The sequence below is a fragment of the Cobetia sp. SIMBA_158 genome (assembly GCF_046566945.1).
GTDB lineage: Bacteria > Pseudomonadota > Gammaproteobacteria > Pseudomonadales > Halomonadaceae > Cobetia > Cobetia amphilecti.
In genome coordinates this window covers 51,127-71,322 of the sequence record NZ_JAWJYL010000008.1, presented here as the reverse complement: position 1 = coordinate 71,322, position 20,196 = coordinate 51,127, and the positions used below count along the sequence as shown (strand labels likewise).

Sequence of the window (20,196 nt, the reverse complement as noted above, 5' to 3'; positions counted from 1 at the left end):
ACCTTCAGGGTGGCGTCGTTCACCTGTCATCTCCAGTGCAGGATCAGCTTCTGTCGGATAAACGGGACTCAAGCACTAAAATATAAGAAATTGCGAATAAAAGTCAGTCGCAAGAACTGACCCACTCTTCAGTGCAGTGTGTGCTCTGCTTCGAGGGCGCTGGTCGGCTGTGCTGGTCAATGACAGTGAACAATAAAGAAGGCAGGGCATGGAACGCTATACAGGGAAGTCGCCTTACTTTTCCATCGTGACGCCAAATCACAATTCAGGGGATGGTCTTGCGCGCTGTATCAACAGCTTGCGTGACAACCAGGCATCCTATGAACACATCATCATTGATGATTGCTCGACGGATGATGGATTCCTGTGGGCTGAGCGACAGGCGCAGCAGCAAATGGAGCAGCAATCCTCAGTGTCCACGCCGCCCGGCGAGACGCCTGACATCCCCGGGCGGCTGGTTCTGCGCCGCAATCCTCACAACATGGGGCCGGGTGGCACGCGCAATCATGGTCTGAGCCTGGTCAGCGGCCGCTATGTGCTGTTCTGTGACGCTGATGATCATTTCGCGCCTGGCGCGCTGGATATTCTGCAGGCCCGAATCGAGGCGTTCGACTCGCCCGAGGCGGTGGTCTTCCGCTACTGCCTGCAAGGCCCCAAGGGCGATCACGACAGCCTGGCATTCTGCCAGCAGGCCGAAGAGCGCCCGCTGGCCCGGGCCTTTCGTGACTTCATGCATGACACCATCGTGTCGTCTCCCTGGGGCAAGGCGATCCGCGCCGACCTGGCCTGCTCGCTGAGCTTCCCTGATCTGCCCGTGTCGCAGGATGGCCTCTATAACCTGGATCTGTTCGGACGCGCAGAGCGCGTGCTGTATCTGCCCGAGGTGCTGTATTACTTCGACAAGCGCAGTGACGGATCTCTGACGCGCAAGCCGTTCAGCAACCAGGAACTGGACAAGTTCCACCGCAGCTGGCGGGTCTTCGCGGAGCATTATCGCGAGCATTTCGCCGCGACGCACGGCATGGCCCTGCTGGAAATCCGCGGCCTGCGGTTCGTCGGCGTCAGCTTCATCATGCGCCAGGCGATCAACAAGACGGCGGATGATTCGCGGGTGCGCAAGGTCGTGCTCGACCAGGTGCGACAAGCGTCCTGGTCATCTCTGCGCCAGCTCTCGCTGAAGGAGCAGGCACTGTTGATGAGCTATGCAGTGAGCCCGGCATTGTCCCGGCAACTTGTCCGCCGGAGCCAATACGCCTCATGAGCACTCATAAACATATCCTGTTCTATACCGGTGCCCAGTCACGCACCGGCGGCACCGAACGTGCCTGCGCCGATACCGCCAACATGCTGGCCGCCAGTGCTGAACGAACCTCGGAATTCCAGACGGCACGTCGCCTGAGGTGACGAGGTCGTCGGCCATCTTGACCCGCAAAAGAGTCTTGATCTGCTGTTTGAGGTCTGCTCGACGCTTCTTGGGGCGAGCCGGGATGGCTGAGTCTTGTGCGCCGGAGAGGGAGAGAGCGCGTGACATGACGCGCTGACGGCGACTGATTGGTTGACTAGAAGAATTGTGAGCTGACAAGTGAGGGCGGCCGCCCTCACTTTTTCGATGAACGAGAGCAGGAGGCTTTCGCCGTGAGAATCATGCATGTCATCTCGGCTCCCGCTTCTGGTGGCGCCGAGGTCTACGTGAAGGACCTGAGTCTTGGGATGGTGGCCGCAGGCCACAGTGTACATATCACCTTTCTGGAAACCGCTGCGGAATGTGGCCGTGATCTCGAATACGAGCATCGCTTTCTGAGCCAGCTGACTGCCGGCGGTGTCAGTTATTCGTTTCTGGGCACCGAGACGCGCCGGCGCCCGTGGCGAGGCGCGGCGAGGCTGCGCAGGGAAGTGATGCGTTTCGCGCCGGACGTGGTGCACTGCCACCTGTATTACGCGCTGATGTTCGCCTTCCGGCTGCCTAGCGCGCTTCCGGTGATCATGACGGTACACAACATCGAGCTAGGGGCGCCGAACTGGATGTTTCGGCTGTTTGATCGTCGCGTGACGGCCTACGTCGGCATCTGTCGCGCCTGCACCGACAAGCTTGCGCCGATTGCGGCGCGTCCGGTGGTGCAGATCGACAACGCCGCGTCCGGGGCGCGCCTCAAGGCCAGTGGCTGGCGCGAGGCGAACCAGCAGGCTCCGGTGCAGCTGGCGGCGATAGGACGTCTGACCGATGCCAAGCAATATCCCCTGATGCTGGAAAGCTGCGCCAGACTCAAGGCGCAGGGCCTGGCGTTCACGCTCAGGATCGCCGGTGAGGGCCCGCACAAGGCACAGCTGATGGCGCAGATCGAGGCGCTCGGGCTCCATGATGAGGTCATCTTGCTGGGCAATATCTCGGATGTGGCGGGGCTGCTGGCCAGCGCCGATGCCTTCATCATGTCATCCGCCTGGGAAGGGCTGCCGATCTCGCTGCTGGAGGCGACGCTCAGTGGCCTGCCGGTGCTGGTCACCGATGTCGGCGGCTGTGCCGAGGTGGTGCATCGGGTCGGCAACGGCCTGGTGGTCGACCAGCACACGCCTGAGCGCTACGCCGAGGCATTGGGACGGCTGGTGGGCGATGCTGAGTTGCGGCGTAGCTTCGCCCGCAATGCGCGCCGTTACGGGGCGAGTTATCACATCGATACCGCAATCAGTGGGCATCTGGCGCTGTATGGCAACCACCAACCGGCGCAGGCCACCTCGGGGCTGGAGGTGGCGCCCTGAGTGTCCGCGGCGGACACCCAAGCGACGGAGGTGCATGTTCAGGGAAGGCTGCCACGTTGAGTAAGTCATGATCGCCATTGGAAAGGCCAGGGGGGTGTCGCTGACACTCCCTTGGCCTTTTCGTCTTTCAGGGGTTGGTCGGGGCGTATCTGGGCACCTGCGTGGCATGTGTGAGGCGTGTGCAAAGTGCGGTTGGGATTTCTCATTCTGCAAAGGTGAGTTATATGATTAGTTGTTTCTAAATTAACGTAGTTTTATTTCGCAATTTGCATTAGATGCACTAAGGGTAATCTGTCGTCTGTCAGGTACCTGACTGCCAATGATGAGGATTAGGGGAAGCAGCTTAAAGTTACCACCGCCAGTACAATCGTCTCGACGACCCGACAAGTCCTTGCTGTTGAGGTGAATTGATTTATTATCAGCCCTGTTGAAGAGGGGACAGTGTTGTCGCTTATTGGCGAATATGGAGTTGCCGATAAGCGTCAGAGAATATTCGTTCTGTCATGCGTCATGCGCAGTTCTGTTGAGGTCGCTGGGCATGTATGAAGTACGCACGAAGCATGAGCAAGAGTCGTGCGATACAAGAGCAGGACGGGCCTCGCAGATGGGCAGTCAGGCGGGTAGAGGTACCGCTCCAGTGTGCGACACCGGGCGCGGCGAAATGCCTCATGAGAAGGCATCAAGTCCCGGGGGCGAGTCTGGGGTCGGGGTCATTGCCGCCGGGTGGTCAGTCAGACCCGAGCTTGCCACGGACGTACAGGATAGTGCGTCAGCTCAGGCAGAGAATGTCAGTAACACATTGTATTAAATGGATTTGATATATTGGGCGTGATTGAAGAAGCCGTCGGTGCCTTACGTGGCAGCGGCGTGTCCCTTGCCTTGCGGGGCATTGGGTGGTCGCCTCATTCGAGGTCGCGCTACCTGCCAGGTCGGGCAGATGGCGCAGGCGCATCCGGGCGATCGAGCGTTGCACCTCAATCATCGCACCTCTCCATGGAATGCATGCGGGCATGAATTCTCATCCCGTTCTGACGCTGCCGTGCCAGTTGACTCGCCAACGAGATGGACAGGTCTCGCCTGCTTGAAGGGGGTGCACAAACCTTCCGTCGACAGTAGCTCCTGACAGGTTCAAGCAACGAGTCGCTTGAACAGAAATGTCAATAAAAGTGCAAGAAAGAAGTAATCAGTAATGTTGGCGCGATCAATCTTATAAGTATCGGTTAATCAAATGAGTCATGTTGTCTTGATTGATGAGAAAGTCGATCAATGCAATAAGTTTCATGTGGTAGATGCCTGGTAGTGAATTACTAAAATACTAATAAACGTTCCATTTCGGAGTTCGGTCATGGGCATGTGTCATGGACACATGCCTGACGTGTGTCCGGGGATATCGCAGGGGTATCGAAGGGCAGGCGTGACCACTCCATGACAGATGACATGTACGCCAACAGGGCGCCGCTATCGGCAGCAGGGGAGAACGCCAGTTCCTCGGGGCGGTAGCGTGCCGAAACAGCGCCTGGCGGTAGCGGTCAGGATCACAGGGGAAGAGACAGGATATGAATATACCGGTCAGAACGACGCTTCGGGCGTTCTCATTTGCCGCCGTGGTATTGGCGATGAGCGGGTGTGCCTTCGCGCCCGGTGGGCACATGGATTATGAAGCCGAGGTCGCGCCGCTGACCGACCAGGTGGAAGTCACGCCGATCACCCCCGGGCTGATCTCCAACTATCGTGCGCGCCCCGCCCAGACCGCTCCCGCGCCGCCTGAGCTGGTCGATGACATCAAGCAGTACGTCTACCGCGTGGGGGGCGGCGACATTCTGGCCATCAACCTGAGCACGCCGCTGGACCTGGCTCAGGAAAGCGGTGTGCAGCGTCAGACGGTCGAGGCACTGACCTACATCGTCCAGCCGGATGGCACGCTGTTCTACCCCTATGTCGGGCGCATCAACATTCGTGACATGACGGTGGATGAGGTGCGCGCCGCGCTGGTCGCGGGGCTGTCCCGTTACATCACCGAGCCGCAGGTCAATGTCTCGGTGGCGCAATTCCGCTCCAAGCGCGTCTATCTGAGTGGCGCCGTGACCGAACCCGGCTTCGTGCCGGTCACGGATGTTCCGCTGACCCTGATCGATGCCATCAGTGCCAGCGGCGGGGTCACGGCACTGGCCAATACCCACAACATCACGCTGACGCGCGACGGCCAGCAGGAGCACCTGAGTCTCTATCAGCTGCTGCAGCAGGGCGACATGCGTCAGAACCGTCTGCTCAAGGATGGCGACGTGATCAATGTGCCGGTGGCGGAAGACCAGAACGTCTTCGTGCTCGGTCAGGTACTCAAGCCCGGCAACATGCCGGTGGGCAATGAACGTCTGAGCCTCACCGATGCGCTGTCGCGGGCCGGCGGGGTCGATGAAGACCGCGCCAATCCGTCAGGCGTCTTCGTGGTGCGTGAAAATGCGCCGGAGTCCGACAAGCTGGCCACGGTCTTCATTCTCGATATCTCGGATGCGACCTCGCTGATGCTGGGCGCGCGCTTCCCGCTGCAACCGCGTGATGTGGTCTACGTGACCGCCGCGCCGGTCAGCCGCTGGAACCGTGTGCTGAGCCAGCTGCTGCCGTCCGTGACCAGTACCGGGGCATTCGTCTCGGTCATCGATGACATCGAGGATTGAGGTCATGTCCCACTCCCGCATGGCAGGTCGCGTCGCGACCTGCCGTATCACCTGCCTGCCGGGCCTGAATCGTTTACTCAAGGCGGCGTCATGAATCAGTACACCTCTCCCATGCCATCCTCTTCTGCACAGCCTGGCAAGGACACCACGCGCCGACTCGATTTCAGCACCATTCTCGCCTTGCTCTGGCATCGACGCTGGTGGCTGATCGGCAGCACGCTGCTGTTCACTCTCTTGGGCATCTATCTCGTCGGTAGCCAGCAGCGCATCTACCTGGCCGATTCCCTGATCCAGATCGAGGACAAGGGCGGCAGCGCCAGCCTGCTGGGGCCGCTGGCCGGTCAGGCGACCGGCAGCGACGAGAGCAGCACCAGCGATGAGCTGGAAATTCTCGCCTCACGACTGGTCTTGGGCCAGGCCGTGGATCGCGAGCGCCTCAATATCGTGGTCTCTCCGGTGCGTTACCCGGTCATCGGTGACTGGCTCTCCAACCGCCATCTGCGCCTGCCGGCAAGCCTCGGCGGGCAGGATTACGCCTGGGGCGATGACACCCTCAAGGTCACCACGCTTGAGCTGAGCGGCCCGTGGCAACAGCAGACGCTGACTCTCGAGGCCCTGGGAGATGAGCGCTACCGCCTGCTGGATGCCGAGGGGCAGCCGATCGTCGATGGCAAGGTGGGCGAGAACGCGCTGGCGGAGGGCATCAAGGTCTTCGTGCGCGAGTTGTCAGCCGAACCCGGTGCACGCTTCACGCTGACCAGCATCTCGGACCTGAGCGCCATCAACTCGCTCAAGTCGCGCTTCACCGCCGTGCGCAATGGCACCGACACCGGGGTGGTCACATTGAGCCTGACCGGCAGTGACCAGGCCGCCATCGTCAATACCCTGGACACCATCACCAGTGTCTTCCTGCAGCAGAACATCGAGCGGGAATCTGCCGAGGCGGACAATCAGCTCGGCTTTCTGGGCGCCCAGATCCCGACGCTGCGTGGCCAGCTCGATGAGGCCGAATCGGCACTCAACGACTATCGCCGTCGTCGCGATTCGGTCGATCTGACCGCCGAGAGTCAGCAGGTGATGGAGAATCTCGTCGGGCTGGACAATCAGCTGACCGAGATCAAGCTGCGCCTGGCCGAGCTGTCCCGTGCCTACACCAGCGAGCACCCGGCCTATCGGGCGCTGGTGGCACGCCGTGATTCGCTCAATCAGGAGAAGGCGCGCGTGCAGAAGCAGGCCGAGCAGCTGCCGGCCGCCCAGCGCGAGGCGCTCAACCTGAACCGCAATGTCACCGTCAGCCAGGAAATCTATGTCGCGCTGCTCAACAAGCGCGAGGAAGTGCGCCTCAAGAAGGCCGGCACCGTCGGCAACGTGCGCATCCTGGACTCGGCGGTACTTCAGCCAGTGCCCATCTCGCCGAGGACATCGTTGATGCTGGCCGTGTTCTGCATGATCGGCCTGATGCTGGGCGCGCTGGTAGTTCTACTGCGTCATGCGATGCGCAAGGGCATCGACACCGCCGAGCAGATCGAGGCGCTGGACCTGCCTGTCTACGCCACGGTGCCGCTGTCGCCACTGCAGCAAGACATGATGCGTCGCGTGCGTCTCAAGGGAGAGAGGAGCGGTCGCGAGATCTATCAGGGGGTGCTGGCCACCTCCCAGCCGTCTGACATCAGTATCGAGGCCCTGCGCAGCCTGCGTACCAGCCTGCACTTCGCCCTGCTCGACAATCGTCGCAAGTCGGTGATGTTCACCGGGCCGAGCCCGGGCATCGGCAAGAGCTTCGTCAGCCTCAATCTGGCGGCGGTGAGTGCCGAGGCCGGTCAGCGCGTGCTGCTGATGGATGCCGACATGCGCCGTGGCCACCTGCATCACGCCTTCCAGCGTACCTCCGAGCAGGGTGGCCTGTCGGACATTCTGAGTGCCAACAAGTCACTGGATGAGGTGCTGTATCGCTCCAATATCGACAATCTTGATTTCCTGGGCCGTGGCGTCGCGCCACCCAACCCGTCGGAGCTGTTGATGCAGCCCAATTTCGCCGAACTGCTGGAGCAACTCGGTGAGCGTTACGACCTGATCATCATCGACACGCCGCCGGTGCTGGCCGTGACCGAAGCGCTGATCATCGGTCGTCACGTCGGTGCCAGTCTGATGGTGGCGCGCTTTGGCATGAACCAGGTGCGCGAACTCGAGCATGCGCGCAAGAAGCTCGAGAACAATGGCATTCACGTCAAGGGCGCCATCCTGAATGCCATCGAACCGCAAGCCGGCGACAAGCATGGCTACGGCTATTACAACTACAGCTACGCCTGACACCGTCTCGCTTGGCAGCTCTCAAGACGCTTGAATCACGGAGGAGGTAAGCACGATGAGCGGTATACCCTTGTCGATGGAGCACCAGCGGCGTTACTCCCATCACTACGAACGCTTGCTGGCCAGCAAGCGATTGCAATTGATCTTCGGGATGCTGGTGGTGGTCATCGCACCGGCACTGTACCAGGCCGGGCTGAACCAGCTGATGCCGGGTGACACCCACTGGTGGCTGACCAGTGATGCCCAATGGCATGCCCTGTTGGGCACCGGCGCGGCATATACACTATCGGTAACGGCGGTCAATCGCCTGTCTCGCCTGCCGGGCACGCGCTCCTACCTCTATGTCGTGCCGGCGATCGTCATCTCCTATCTGACCTTGATGATGGTGCTGGGGGTGCTGGGGCTTGAGTATTCGCGTCACCAGGTCGGCCTGTCCTTCCTGCTCGCGGTGAGCCTGTGCACGGTCTACTACTACATCGACACCCGGGTGCGCCGGATGCGCTTCGCGGTGGTGCCCTACGGCAAGGCGCCGAGTCTGTGCACCCGCCCGGGCGTCGAGTGGCTGTCGTTGCGCGGACCGGATCTGGTTGGCCTGCCACGCATCGATGGCGTGGTGGCGGACCTGCGCGGTGAACTGCCCAGCGAGTGGGAGAGCTTCCTGGCGGACTGCACCATCCACCGCATTCCGGTCTATCACGCGACCCATGCCCACGAGATGATCACCGGTCGCGTACTGCTGGATCACCTCTATTCCAACGAATTCGGCTCGCTGACGCCGCGGGAAGACTATGAGGTCATCAAGCGCTGGATGGACTTCACCGTCGCCGCGCTCATGCTGCCGCTGCTGGCGCCGGTCATGTTGCTGACGGCGCTGGCGATCCGCCTCGACAGTCCCGGGCCGGTGATCTTCCGCCAGCCGCGCATGGGCTTTCACTGCCGCCCCTTCACCGTCTACAAGTTCCGCAGCATGTATGACGGCATGAAGGGCGCGGGCTTCACCCAGGAAGGCAGTGATCCGCGCATCACGCGAGTCGGGCGCTTCATCCGCAAGTGCCGTCTCGATGAGCTGCCCCAGCTGTTCAATGTGCTCAAGGGCGACATGAGCCTGATCGGCCCGCGCCCCGAGTCGATGAATCTGGCCGACTGGTATCGCAAGGACGTGCCGTTCTTCCACTACCGCCATGTCGTGCGCCCGGGCATCACCGGCTGGGCGCAGGTCGAGCAGGGTTACGCCGCTGAAGTGGAAGGCATGATCCGCAAGCTGGAATACGACTTCTTCTACATCAAGCACTTTTCCTTCTGGCTCGATCTGCTGGTGGTGATCCGCACCATCAAGATCGTGATCAGCGGCAACGGCTCGCGCTGAGCGGGCCTGCACTATCTGTAGACGTCTGTAGACGAGTGTCTCCGCAGGCGAGTGTGCGGCACTTCTCTGAAACGTGTAGCGAGTCGGTGCCAGAGGAACCCGCAGCGAACGCGCTGCACCGGCACTCGTCTGCTGTCAGAGCCAATCTTCATCTGATGTACGAAAGGAGTCGATATCATGATTACGGTGACGCGTCCCTACTTCCCGGAGCGGGAGAATTTCGACCGCTATGTGGATTCCATCTTCGAGGGGCGCTGGTTGACCAACCACGGCCCGCTCGAGCAGGAGCTCACTCGGCGTCTGGAAACCTACCTGGGCGTCGAGAACCTGCTGCTGGTCAGCAATGGTACCCTGGCGCTGCAGATCGCCTATCGCGCGCTGGGCATCGCCCAGATGCCGGGCCAGTACGAATCGGCGGAGGTCATCACCACGCCCTTCACCTTCATCGCCACCGCCAGCAGCCTGAAGTGGGAGGGCATGCAGCCGGTATTCACGGATATCGACCCCGACACCCTGTGTCTGGACCCGGCACGCATCGAGTCGGCCATCACGCCACGCACCCGTGCCATCGTGCCGGTGCACGTGTTCGGCAATGCCTGTGATGTCGAGGCCATCGATGCGCTGGGCGAGGCGCATGATCTGAAGGTCATCTATGACGGTGCCCACGCCTTCGGCGTGACCTATCGCGGCAACAGCCTGCTGTCACATGGCGATGCCAGCACCCTGAGCTTCCACGCCACCAAGCTGTTCCATAGCATCGAAGGCGGCGCGATCATCTTCAAGCGCAAGGAAGACCTGGAACGCGCCCGCAAGTTGATCAACTTCGGCATCACCGGCCCGGAGTGCATCGAGGAACTGGGCATCAACGCCAAGATGAATGAGTTCCAGGCGGCGATGGGGCTGTGCGTGCTGGATGAGATCGAAGGCAATCTGGAAAGCCGGGCGCTGGTCTGGCATGCCTATGCCCAGGCGCTGCGCGGCAATGTCCAGCTGCAGACCCGCCAGACCGGCGCCAGCCTGAATTATGCCTACTTCCCGATCATTCTCGAAAGCGAAAGCATGCTGCTCGAGGTGATGCAGCGTCTGCAGCAGGAAGGCTATCTGGCACGACGTTACTTCTGCCCGTCGCTGGAATCGCTGTCCTTCCTCGGGCGACCCGCCGCCGAATTGCAGGACGAGGATGTCATCACCCCGCAGATCGTGCATTCCACCGATATCGCCAGTCGTATCCTGTGTCTGCCGCTCTACTCGGGGCTTGAGGTCAGCGAGATCCTCGGGGCGGTGCGCATCATCGTCAATCGCCACGTCAAGGCCGCCTGATCATGAACATCGCGATCATGCAGCCCTATCTGTTCCCGCATATCGGCTATTTCCAGCTGATGCATGCCTGTGACGAGTTTCTCGTCTATGACGATGTCGCCTTCATTCCGCGTGGCTATATCCATCGCAACAATGTGCTGCTGGGCGGCAAGGCGCATCGCTTCACGCTGTCGGTGCCCAAGGCATCGCCCAACCGCTTGATCAGCGAGCTCGTCTTCGGTCCGACACCGGACAGCCTGCTGACAACGCTGCATCACGCCTATGCCAAGGCACCGTATTACGCAGAGGTCATGCCGCTGCTGCAGGCGGTGTTCCAGCATGAAGATCGCCGCATCGGGGCGCTGTGCAAGTACAGCTTCGAGCGGGTGTGTGACTACCTGGGGCTGGAGTGTCGCTTTCTGCTCACCAGTGAGCTTGAGCACGACCGCAGCATCAAGGCCCAGGACCGTCTGATCGAGATGTCACTGATGCGCGGGGCCGAGGGTTACATCAACAGCATCGGTGGCCGCAAGCTCTACCAGGCGGCCCCCTTTGTGGCCAATGGCATCACGCTGTCATTCCTCGCCAGCCAGCCGAGTGACTACTGCCAGACTCCGCTTGATTCGCGTCGCTCAGGGCGTCAGGCGGAGTTCGTCGCCGGCCTGTCGATCATCGATGTGCTGATGTGGTGCTCACCGGGCGAGGTGCGCGCAAGACTCGCCGAGTACCAGCTGTTGACGGAAGACCGGGAGCTGCTGCGCACCGCGGGCAATGCCACTGGTAACACGGCTGCTGTGCCGGGACAGTTGGCGCGCGATGTCACGGCCCACTCGGTTCAGGGAGGCCTTGCCTCGTGTCACTGACCAACAAGACCACCATCGGCATTCTGTGGAATTTCATGGATCAATTATTGCGGCGTGGTATGGCCAGTCTGGTCACGCTGCTGCTGGCGCGGTTGCTGGTACCGGAAGATTTCGGACTGATGGCGATGGTGCTGGTCTTTCTGACCATCGCCTCGGCCATAATGGATTCCGGTCTTCAGCAGGCCATTCTGCGCATGCCGACCCTCGGTCCGCGCGATGCCAGCACCGCCTTCTTCAGCAATATCGCCTTCGGGGTGCTGGCCTACGGCCTGTTGTATGCCAGTGCTCCCCTGATCGCCGACTTCTATACCGAGCCACGCCTGATCGTGCTGGTGCGTATCGGCGGCATCGTGGTGCTGATCAATTCCTTTGAGGTCATCCAGGGCGCGATGCTCAACCGCGCGCTGGATTTTCGCACGCGCATGAAGGCTGGCATTCCCGGCAGCGTGGTGTCGGGCGGGGTGGCAGTGCTGGTCGGATGGCTGGGCTTCGGTGTCTGGGCGCTGGCTGGGCAGATGCTGACGGCAGCGCTGGTCACTACCGCCCTGATGTGGTGGTGGGGCAGCTGGCGCCCGCGGCTGGAATTCGATGTGGTGTCGTTCAAGGCGATGTTCCGCTTCGGCTACAAGATGTTCCTGTCACGCATGCTGGATGTGGTGTTCGTCAATCTCTACGTATTGGTGGTTGCCAAGCTGTTCTCTGCCACGGTGGCGGGGCTGTTCTTCTTTGCCGAGCGACTCAAGGAGCTGGTGATCAACCAGTTGGTGACGGCCATCCAGAACGTGACCTTCCCGGCCTTGGCGAGTATCCAGCACGACTCGGTACGTCTGAAGGGGGCCTATCGTCGTATCCTGCAGGTCATGGTCTTTCTGCTGTTTCCAGGGGTACTGCTGTTGGCAGCCCTGGCGGAGCCACTGTTCCTGACATTGTTCCCCAGCCGTTGGCTGGACGCCGTACCGTATCTGCAATTGATGTGCATCGCGGCCGTCATGCATCCGCTGAGTGTGCTCAATCTCAACGTGCTGCAGGTCAAGGGGCGTTCGGACCTGTTTCTCGGACTCGAGATCGTCAAGAAGGTATTGATCTGTGCGGTACTGGCGGTGACCTGGCGCCATGGCGTGATGGCGATCCTGTTCGGCCAGATCGTGGTGGCGGTGGTGTCCTACATCCCCAATGCCTGGTTCTCGCGGGAATTGATCAACTACAGCATCCGCGAGCAGCTGGCCGATTTCCTGCCGGCTCTGTTGCTGGCCAGTGCGGTGGCGGGCATGACCTGGTGGGCCGTGCCAGCGCTATTGGCCATCTGGCCGGCACCGATGGTGCTGGTGGTGTCAGGTCTGCTGGCAGGGGCGGCCTATCTGGTGCTGTCCTGCTGGCTGCGCTTCGCAGCCTGGCAGTACGGCGCAGGCTGGATCCAGGAGCGTCTTTCACAACGGAAAGTGGGGAATACTGCATGTTAGAGCTGAGTTATGCCCGGGCACTCGCGACGCCCCTCATGAATGGCATCCCGCAGACGGGGCCCTTGCCTGTACCGCCAGCACCCGCCGAGGAAGCCGCCATCATGGCGGAGTGGAAGGGCGATCTCAGCGCCCCGCGCGTCTCGGTGATGTGCTTCGCCTTCAATCATGGCGACTACATTCGCATGGCGCTGGATGGCTTTCTGATGCAGCGCACGCGTTTTCCGTTCGAGATCGTCGTGCATGACGATGTCTCGACGGATGGCACGCGGGAAATCATCGAGGAATATGCGGCCCGTTACCCGAACATCGTGCGGCCGATCCTGCAGGACGTGAACCAGTACTCGCAGCATATCTGGCCGATCACCTTCTGCATGCCGGTGATGCGCGGCGACATCATTGCCTACTGCGAAGGCGATGATTACTGGATCAAACCCGACAAGCTGGCCCGTCAGGTCGCCTTGTTCGACGCCAATCCCGAGGCGACGGTCTGCTTCCATCCGGCGCTGGAATTCAATGAAGCCACCGGCGATCATTCGCTCATCTGCCGTTATGCCGATAGCGTGAAGAAGATCTCTGCCGAGGCAGTGATCGGGCTGCGCGGTGCCTCCATTCCATCACCGGCCTTCAGCTTCCGACGAATCGACACCACCGTCGACGCGATGATGGCGTCCTGTCGCGGCGCCCCGATCATGGACTTCTTCCTGCAGTCCTACATGGCACTGCAAGGCGAGACTCTCTATTACGAAGATGCTGCCTGTGTCTATCGCCGCAATGCCAAGGGTTCCTGGACATCGCAGCAGCAGGAAAGCGAGGTCGAACAGCGCTATCAACGCGACATGATCTCGGCCATCGACGTCTTTCATGCCCATGCTCGGCATATGCCGCATTCCGACAGCCTGTATATCCCGCTCTATCACTATTTCAAGCAATATGTGATGGCGCCCGCGAGCGCCATGCAGCGCCTGGCCAACTTCCGTCAGGGGGTCGCGCTGCTCTCGCACATGGACCGTAGTCGGCTGCTGCGCCTCGTACGCCAGGATGTAATGACCAGATTGACAGGGGCTCGTCGCCGTCGTGTGCCAAACGACAGCGCAGCGCAGAAGCGTAAAAGCGCCTGAATGCCCCCGGCTATCAGGGTGTGATGAGGGCGATTGAAGCATTTGATGACAAGGCGTCGTCAAGATCACCAGAAAGCGCTGCAACACACAAAAGCGCGAAGGATATCGGCCTGGGGCCGTCATGAGTCGCAAGGGGACCGCAACATGAATTATCGCAGTTACGCCGACCTGAGTTCGGATATCGCCAGGCAGTTGTCGCGCCTGCAGGCCGGGAATTTCGATCTGATCGTCGGGATCCCGCGCAGTGGAATGGTGCCAGCTTACATGATCAGCGCCATGCTCAATCGGGCCTGCACGGATCTCGACACCTTCATCGCCAACGGCTCGCCCGGCAAGGGAATGACGCGCAAGCTCCGGGGTACGGCGCAGAGCGCCTGGGAAAATCAGCGCGTGCTGCTGGTCGATGACAGTTTCAACAGTGGAGCCTCGCTCAAGGCCTCCCTGGCGCGTATTCCGACAGAGTGTCCCTGCGAGATCACCACCTGCGTCATCTATGCCAACCCGGCACCGGTGGTGGGGGTGGACATGTATCTGGTCGAGTTGGAGCATCCACGCGCCTTCCAGTGGAATCTGTTTCATCATCCGGCGCTGGCCGATAGCTGCTTGGATATCGATGGCGTGCTGTGCCTCGACCCGACGCCTGAGCAGAACGATGATGGCCCACGCTATCGCGACTTTCTGACCAGCGCAGCGCCTCTGCATATCCCGACCTACCGTGTGCACTCGCTGGTCACCAATCGGCTGGAAAAATATCGCCCCGAGACGACCGACTGGCTGGCCCGTCACGGTGTCGAGTATGACCACCTGATCATGCTCGACCTGCCCAGCAAGGAAGAGCGCTTGCGCCAGAATCGCCATTCGAGTCACAAGGCGGATTACTACCGTGACTCCGGATGTCGTCTGTTCATCGAAAGCGAGGTGGGGCAGGCCACCAACATCACGCGCATGACCGGCAGGCCCGTCTATTGCGTGGATGCCCACCAGATGATGACCCCCGAGTGGGCCTCGATGTCAGCGCAGAAGAAAGGCCAGGTGCTGGTGCGCACGTTCAAGCGCATGGCGCGCCGGGCCGTGACCTGGTTGCCGGCACCGCTGGCCCGCCAGGCGCGCAGTGTCTATCAGCGACTGGCCTGAATGCACCGAAGGAAGTGGTGCTGACGATGATGGCCATGCCCAGATGGCATGGCCATCATCGTGAACTTACTCGATCGAGCCTGGCTCAAGGCAAACAATGGCGAAGGAGTGGCAATGAAGACGCATCGGATGGCGCTTTTGGTCATGGCACGGCAGATGACCCCCGAGACTCGCCAGATGCTGGCGTTGGCGGCAGGGCTTACGCGCCTGGGTCACGAGGTGGACCTCATCGTGCCCCAGGCCCATGAGGAGTTGATCGAAGGTCTGGCACATGGGGTGCGGCTGGTAGAGCTGGGCGTGCACAGTGAGTTGACGGGCGTGCTGGCCCTGACGCGCTATCTGGCGCGTCATCGTCCGTGTGTCTTGTTGTCCAGCGGTCTGGAAGCCAACCTCAATGCGCTCAAGGCGCGCCGTCTGGATCGCTGGCGCGTGCCGGTGATTGCGCATCATGCCGTGGCGCCGGCCAGTGAACTGGTGGCCGCGGGCAGCAAGGCGCGCGGCCTGAGACGACGGATGGCGCTCAAGTATCCGCATGCGGCACTGGTGCTGGTCGAAAGCGATGAAGCCGGCTGCCAGGCACGCTACGAGGGCGGCATCGAGGCAGCGCGCGTCGTGACGTTGCCGTTGGTCCCTGATGAGGAGACAGGAGCGCTGAGCGAGCATCAATTGATGCAGTGCCTGTCGCTGATGCTGTCGGCAGCCGAGGTCGAGGGCGCGTCACCCTTCTCGTCCCAACGCTGGCAGGTCAGCAGTGGGGGAGCTGCGGCTGGCCTCGCGCAGTCCTCATCAACGCTTGACACCTCTGGCGTGGTGAGTCGGCAGGCCACCAGCGCTGATACCGGCGCGTCCGCGTCCCTCATGTCATCCGTCGATCTGCAGGCCGAACTGGCCAACAGCGGCGCACGAGAATAAGTCTTTCCATGGATGCCATACTGCTCGACCTGCCCAATCTACTTTTCTGCCTGCTACTGGTAATGGTCGGCTTCGTGCGCGGCTGGGTGACGCGCAATGTCGCGATCATCCTGGGCCTGAGCAGCCTCGTGCCGTACCTGCTCAACAATGTGTTGTTCTCACCGGAATACATGCCTGACCAGTTTCGCTACTGGAAGCAGGTCATGGCATTTCGCGCCATGGATTGGGGCACGATAGACCATGCACTGACCGTCTCATCTTCTTCGGGGCTGCTGGCGCTGCTGCCGTTGCCGTTGGTTGAGACAATTTCCAGTCTGGGTTTTTTCAACAAGTTCCTCTACATCGGCGGCCTGATGGTCATGTTGCGTCGCGGCATCATCTCCCACGCGGTGTTGCTGTTCTTGCTGTGCTACCCGAGCCTGGTGCTCTACAGCTCGCTGAGCCTGCGCGATACTCTGGTGACGGGGTTCATGCTCACCAGCTTCCTGCTGGCCATCGAGCGTCGGCCGGGTTGGGCGCTGTTGATGCTGATGCCGCTTTGGCTGATCAAGTTCCAGAATATGCTGATCATGCTGATCTTCCTGAGCGTCTACGTGGTTTATGACGTAAGCCGCCGTGGCCTATCCACCAAGCGCTTCTGCTGGTTGCTGGTCGGGTTGGTCGCCAGTGTGATGATCATCTACCCACTGGCGGTGGATCAGATCAACTTCTTCCGTGCGGCCATGTACATCGAGGATGGCGGCAAGAAGGAAGATATCGAGATCATCCAGGGCTTCGGGGATTTCCTGGTTACCGGCATACAAGGGGCACTGTACTTCCTGATCAAGCCGCTGCCCTGGGAAGCCGCCAATGCGCTGCAGCTGATTCAGGCGGGTGAGAATCTGCTGGTGGTCGCCTTCCTCGTCTGGCTGACCCTCAAGTGCTGGCAGGTCCAGCGCGAGAAGACGCTCTTCTGGCTGCTGTATCTGATCGGCGCCTTCACCATCTATGGGCTGGTCGTCTTCAACTACGGCACCGCGGTGCGCTATCGCTTCCCGTTCCTGGTCATCTATGTGGTGTGCATGGCGCATGACACAGGGCTGGTACGTCTGTGGCAGCAGCAACGCCGGCCTGCGTTGCTGGACTGACCTGCTGGACTGAGTTGCCGGCCTGAGCTGCTGGACTGAGCCACGACGTCTTTCCTTTCGTGCTGGTGTCGCTTCTCGGTCGTTTCTCTTGTTGTTTGTTTCTCTTATCGAAGGTCTCTCTTCCGGATGCTTCCGGTCGCGCGCTCAAGCTCGCGCGATGTTCTTCTTCGCATGACACGCAAGGAATGCCCCATGCCAACACGTGACGCCCAGCCCTCCACGGTGGTGCTGGTTTCCAACTCGTCGTTCTTTCTCTACAACTTCCATCGCGGTGTCATCGAAGGGCTACGTGATTCGGGCTATCGCGTGGTGTGCCTTGCGCCCACCGATGCCCATAGTGAACGCCTGGTGGACGAGCTCAAGGTCGAGCATCGTGCGCTGGGCATGGAAGGCAAGGGCACCTCGCTGATCGGAGAGGGCAAGAGCCTGCTGGCACTGCTGGGGACATTGCTGAAACTCAAGCCGCGCTATGTTCTCAACTTCACCATCAAGGCCAATGTCTATTCGGGACTGGCCTGTCGTCTGCTCAAGATTCCCTATACCAACAACGTCTCGGGGTTGGGCACCGCCTTCATACACGACAGCTGGCTGTTTCGTCGCGTGCGTGCGCTGTATGGCTTCGCCAATCGTGGCGCACGTTGCGTGTTCTTCGAGAACCGCGATGACCAACGCCTGTTCATGCGCCTCGGGCTGCAGAAGTCCACGCCGTCTGTCGTGTTGCCCGGCGCCGGTATCGACCCGCAACGCTTCGCCTTTGCGCCGCAGCCGCAGACGCCACCGCTGACCTTCGTGATGGTCGCACGCCTGATCGGCGACAAGGGGGTGCGGGAATACGTGACGGCGGCCGAGCGTCTGCATGAGCGTTATCCGCAGGCACGCTTCTGGTTGATCGGCCCGTCGGGAATCAGCAACCGCACCGCGATCAGCGACGAGGAAATCGCTGCCTGGCGCGAGAGTGGCGTATTGCATTACCTGGGCGAACAGCGGGATGTGCGCCCCTTCCTGGCCGAGGCCAATGTGCTGGTGCTGCCGTCGTACCGGGAAGGCATGCCGCGCACGGTACTGGAGGCGGCCTCGATGGGGCGTCCGGCGATCGTCAGTGATGTGCCGGGCTGTCGCAGCTCAGTCAAGCCTGGCGTTACCGGATGGCTGTGCGAAGCGGCCGATGCCGAGTCTCTGGAGCAGCAGATGCAGGGCTGTCTGGACATGCCGCATGCGGCGTTGGTCGAGGCGGGGCAGGCGGCACGCGTGCGTATCGAGCGTGAATTTGATCAGCAGATCGTGGTGCGTGCCTATCTGGGCTGCCTGCAGCACACACTGGATATCGAGTCACGTAAGTCAGTAATCGCTACTGCGTGAAGGGTGTCTATAAAATGCTGAATTAATAGTGTTTTCTTGATGATAATGAAGAAATTCGTCATCGACAGTTGCGTGAATATCAGAAAATCCCCAATAGGCAAGCGTGCATGCTAGCCCCACCAGGAAATAGTGATCTTGGTGCATGGCTCGCTGTCTTGCGCGGTCAACAGCGATACAGCGATGAGTTTGTATCTTCCAGCACGACCCCAACTTTTTCTCCCTCATCATTTCACTCGTATGAGAGCATCTTGATATGCCTCGAGTGTGCCAGTGAAGATCGTCGACAAACAACAGAGAGCCGGCATGAACGGATATCGCTTTTGTGTCCAATGTGGAGGTGCCAGCGTCCATCGCGTCAAGCGACATTGGTGGCAACGATTGCTCAAGAGCTCGCCTAGGTACCGGTGTGAGGATTGCGGCATCATCAATGATGTGTCGACTGAAGCATTGCGGCCGACTGGTAAAGCCGATCAGGACACGATCAAAACTATACGTTAGCGCTATCAGAGCCGAAATCAGAACCTTTCGGCCGAACGCTGCTTCCCTCCCGTTTTTTGATACCCCCCCTTTCTCCCGCCATTGACTCCTGTCGGTGGCGGTTTTTCTGCGCCGCAGTTGTGCATCGCGACTATGCAGTGCGACATTTCGCATGCCGAGCGTATGCCTCGTGGCGAGCATTTCCCTTTGGAGCGTATGAGCCAATGAAGATTCTGTTTGTCGTCGGTAATCTTTCCAGCGACGGGGGCACGGAGCGTGTCACATGCGAAATCGCCAATGGGCTGGTACGGATGGGTCACGAGGTGATGATCGCGAGCCTGTTCGGGCCAACGACCAGCTCATTTTCCCTGGATAACAGCATCACGACCTGTTGCCTGAATCTGAGGGAAGCAAGAGGAAGTGCCCGGCGTTCGCTGGGAATCAGTTCGGCGCTGCTGGCCAAGGTCCGGCACCAACAGGCCGATGTGGTGGTGCTGGTGGATTCGATCCTGTTTGCCTTCTGTGCGCCGTGGGCCCCGTTCCAGCGCGCCCGGATCATCTGCTGGGAGCATTTCAACCTCGCCACCGATCATGGTTCACGCCTGCGTTCGGTGGGCCGCTCGACCGCCGTGCGCCTGGCCGACGCCATCGTGGTGCTCACCGAGCGGGATGCCGAGGCCTGGCGAGCCCGCTATCGCATCCGCGACAAGGTCGGCGCGATCTGGAATCCGGTGCCGCACTTCCCCAAGCCCAGCGAGGAGAGCGCAGCGTCGCGTACCGTGCTTGCCGTCGGGCGCCTGACGGAGCAGAAGGGCTTCGATGTGCTGTTGAACGCCTGGCACAAGGTCGTGTCGGTCCACCCTGACTGGCGACTGCGCATCGTCGGCTGGGGTGAGGATGAAAACGACCTCAAGGCCCAGGCATGGACATTGGGCCTGAGTGACAGCGTCGTTTTCGTGGGCCGCACCTCACAGGTGGAAAAGGAGTATCAACGCGCGGCGTTGTACGTGATGAGCTCACGCTGGGAGGGGCTGCCGATGACCCTGCTGGAAGCGCAATCCTTCGGCTTGCCGGTGGTCTCGACAGACTGTGAAACCGGGCCTGCCGAAATCCTGGCCGGCGGCAGCGGCGTGCTGGTGGATGTCGAGGACGATGAGGCGCTGGCGCGCGAGATCCGTGATCTGATCACGGATGAAGCTCGTCGCAGCGAGATGTCCCTGCTGGCACGCGACAATGCCGCGCGCTTTGATGCGGACACCCTGTGCGGCGAGTGGCAGCAGTTGCTGGAGCGCCTGACCTCCGGTCGAACCCGCATCGCGGATGCCTCGTGAATCCTCCCAGA

The 20,196-nt window shown here is 60.8% G+C and carries 15 protein-coding genes; all 15 read left to right on the top strand.

The annotated features are described in order from the left end of the window. Nucleotides 1–208: 208 nt before the first annotated feature. The 15 genes from R2R70_RS13120 to R2R70_RS13050 all read left to right on the top strand — a co-directional run bounded on the left by R2R70_RS13120 (nucleotide 209) and on the right by R2R70_RS13050 (nucleotide 20,185). Nucleotides 209–1,261 carry a glycosyltransferase family 2 protein gene (locus R2R70_RS13120; protein WP_107336366.1) on the top strand — a complete coding sequence of 351 codons (1,053 nt, stop codon included), beginning with the start codon at nucleotides 209–211 and terminating at the stop codon, nucleotides 1,259–1,261. Further along, nucleotides 1,258–1,404: a hypothetical protein gene (locus R2R70_RS13115; RefSeq protein WP_410978246.1), complete on the top strand. Its 147-nt coding sequence runs from the start codon at nucleotides 1,258–1,260 to the stop codon at nucleotides 1,402–1,404. The genes R2R70_RS13120 and R2R70_RS13115 overlap by 4 nt, the downstream gene beginning before the upstream one ends. A 240-nt stretch (nucleotides 1,405–1,644) precedes the next feature. Then, nucleotides 1,645–2,754 carry a glycosyltransferase family 4 protein gene (locus R2R70_RS13110; protein WP_410978296.1) on the top strand — a complete coding sequence of 370 codons (1,110 nt, stop codon included), beginning with the start codon at nucleotides 1,645–1,647 and terminating at the stop codon, nucleotides 2,752–2,754. A gap of 1,556 nt (nucleotides 2,755–4,310) precedes the next feature. After that, nucleotides 4,311–5,429, top strand: coding sequence for a polysaccharide export protein (locus tag R2R70_RS13105; protein ID WP_410978245.1), 1,119 nt, complete (start codon nucleotides 4,311–4,313; stop codon nucleotides 5,427–5,429). Nucleotides 5,430–5,519: 90 nt separating this feature from the next. Next, nucleotides 5,520–7,739 carry a polysaccharide biosynthesis tyrosine autokinase gene (locus R2R70_RS13100; protein ID WP_279832774.1) on the top strand — a complete coding sequence of 740 codons (2,220 nt, stop codon included), beginning with the start codon at nucleotides 5,520–5,522 and terminating at the stop codon, nucleotides 7,737–7,739. Between the two features lie 55 nt (nucleotides 7,740–7,794). After that, entirely contained in the window at nucleotides 7,795–9,105 is a 1,311-nt protein-coding gene (locus R2R70_RS13095; RefSeq protein WP_279832778.1) for an exopolysaccharide biosynthesis polyprenyl glycosylphosphotransferase, read from the top strand. A 177-nt stretch (nucleotides 9,106–9,282) separates the two neighbouring features. Continuing rightward, nucleotides 9,283–10,425 carry a DegT/DnrJ/EryC1/StrS family aminotransferase gene (locus tag R2R70_RS13090; protein ID WP_054556247.1) on the top strand — a complete coding sequence of 381 codons (1,143 nt, stop codon included), beginning with the start codon at nucleotides 9,283–9,285 and terminating at the stop codon, nucleotides 10,423–10,425. Nucleotides 10,426–10,427: 2 nt separating this feature from the next. Further along, nucleotides 10,428–11,267, top strand: a complete 840-nt coding sequence (locus R2R70_RS13085) for a WbqC family protein (RefSeq protein WP_410978244.1) — start codon at nucleotides 10,428–10,430, stop codon at nucleotides 11,265–11,267. Beyond that, nucleotides 11,258–12,727 carry a lipopolysaccharide biosynthesis protein gene (locus R2R70_RS13080; protein WP_410978243.1) on the top strand — a complete coding sequence of 490 codons (1,470 nt, stop codon included), beginning with the start codon at nucleotides 11,258–11,260 and terminating at the stop codon, nucleotides 12,725–12,727. The genes R2R70_RS13085 and R2R70_RS13080 overlap by 10 nt, the downstream gene beginning before the upstream one ends. Then, nucleotides 12,721–13,845, top strand: coding sequence for a glycosyltransferase family 2 protein (locus tag R2R70_RS13075; protein ID WP_410978242.1), 1,125 nt, complete (start codon nucleotides 12,721–12,723; stop codon nucleotides 13,843–13,845). The genes R2R70_RS13080 and R2R70_RS13075 overlap by 7 nt, the downstream gene beginning before the upstream one ends. 144 nt (nucleotides 13,846–13,989) lie before the next feature. After that, on the top strand, nucleotides 13,990–14,979 hold the full coding sequence (locus R2R70_RS13070; protein ID WP_410978241.1) for a phosphoribosyltransferase family protein: 990 nt from the start codon (nucleotides 13,990–13,992) through the stop codon (nucleotides 14,977–14,979). Nucleotides 14,980–15,093: 114 nt separating this feature from the next. After that, nucleotides 15,094–15,891: a glycosyltransferase family 4 protein gene (locus R2R70_RS13065; protein ID WP_410978240.1), complete on the top strand. Its 798-nt coding sequence runs from the start codon at nucleotides 15,094–15,096 to the stop codon at nucleotides 15,889–15,891. An 8-nt stretch (nucleotides 15,892–15,899) separates the two neighbouring features. Continuing rightward, nucleotides 15,900–17,018 carry a hypothetical protein gene (locus R2R70_RS13060; protein WP_410978239.1) on the top strand — a complete coding sequence of 373 codons (1,119 nt, stop codon included), beginning with the start codon at nucleotides 15,900–15,902 and terminating at the stop codon, nucleotides 17,016–17,018. Between the two features lie 192 nt (nucleotides 17,019–17,210). Next, nucleotides 17,211–18,377 (top strand): glycosyltransferase family 4 protein, encoded by a 1,167-nt coding sequence (locus R2R70_RS13055; protein ID WP_410978238.1) that lies wholly within the window; start codon nucleotides 17,211–17,213, stop codon nucleotides 18,375–18,377. Between the two features lie 701 nt (nucleotides 18,378–19,078). Next, complete coding sequence (locus tag R2R70_RS13050) at nucleotides 19,079–20,185, top strand: glycosyltransferase family 4 protein (RefSeq protein WP_279832794.1); 1,107 nt, start codon at nucleotides 19,079–19,081, stop codon at nucleotides 20,183–20,185. Nucleotides 20,186–20,196 lie beyond the last annotated feature (11 nt).

Excerpts from the sequence above, each read along its gene's own strand:
- R2R70_RS13120 (WP_107336366.1), top strand. The coding sequence starts at position 209 with ATGGAACGCTATACAGGGAAGTCGCCTTACTTTTCCATCGTGACGCCA.
- R2R70_RS13115 (WP_410978246.1), top strand. The coding sequence starts at position 1,258 with ATGAGCACTCATAAACATATCCTGTTCTATACCGGTGCCCAGTCACGC.
- R2R70_RS13110 (WP_410978296.1), top strand. The coding sequence starts at position 1,645 with ATGCATGTCATCTCGGCTCCCGCTTCTGGTGGCGCCGAGGTCTACGTG.
- R2R70_RS13105 (WP_410978245.1), top strand. The coding sequence starts at position 4,311 with ATGAATATACCGGTCAGAACGACGCTTCGGGCGTTCTCATTTGCCGCC.
- R2R70_RS13100 (WP_279832774.1), top strand. The coding sequence starts at position 5,520 with ATGAATCAGTACACCTCTCCCATGCCATCCTCTTCTGCACAGCCTGGC.
- R2R70_RS13095 (WP_279832778.1), top strand. The coding sequence starts at position 7,795 with ATGAGCGGTATACCCTTGTCGATGGAGCACCAGCGGCGTTACTCCCAT.
- R2R70_RS13090 (WP_054556247.1), top strand. The coding sequence starts at position 9,283 with ATGATTACGGTGACGCGTCCCTACTTCCCGGAGCGGGAGAATTTCGAC.
- R2R70_RS13085 (WP_410978244.1), top strand. The coding sequence starts at position 10,428 with ATGAACATCGCGATCATGCAGCCCTATCTGTTCCCGCATATCGGCTAT.
- R2R70_RS13075 (WP_410978242.1), top strand. The coding sequence starts at position 12,721 with ATGTTAGAGCTGAGTTATGCCCGGGCACTCGCGACGCCCCTCATGAAT.
- R2R70_RS13070 (WP_410978241.1), top strand. The coding sequence starts at position 13,990 with ATGAATTATCGCAGTTACGCCGACCTGAGTTCGGATATCGCCAGGCAG.
- R2R70_RS13065 (WP_410978240.1), top strand. The coding sequence starts at position 15,094 with ATGAAGACGCATCGGATGGCGCTTTTGGTCATGGCACGGCAGATGACC.
- R2R70_RS13060 (WP_410978239.1), top strand. The coding sequence starts at position 15,900 with ATGGATGCCATACTGCTCGACCTGCCCAATCTACTTTTCTGCCTGCTA.
- R2R70_RS13055 (WP_410978238.1), top strand. The coding sequence starts at position 17,211 with ATGCCAACACGTGACGCCCAGCCCTCCACGGTGGTGCTGGTTTCCAAC.
- R2R70_RS13050 (WP_279832794.1), top strand. The coding sequence starts at position 19,079 with ATGAAGATTCTGTTTGTCGTCGGTAATCTTTCCAGCGACGGGGGCACG.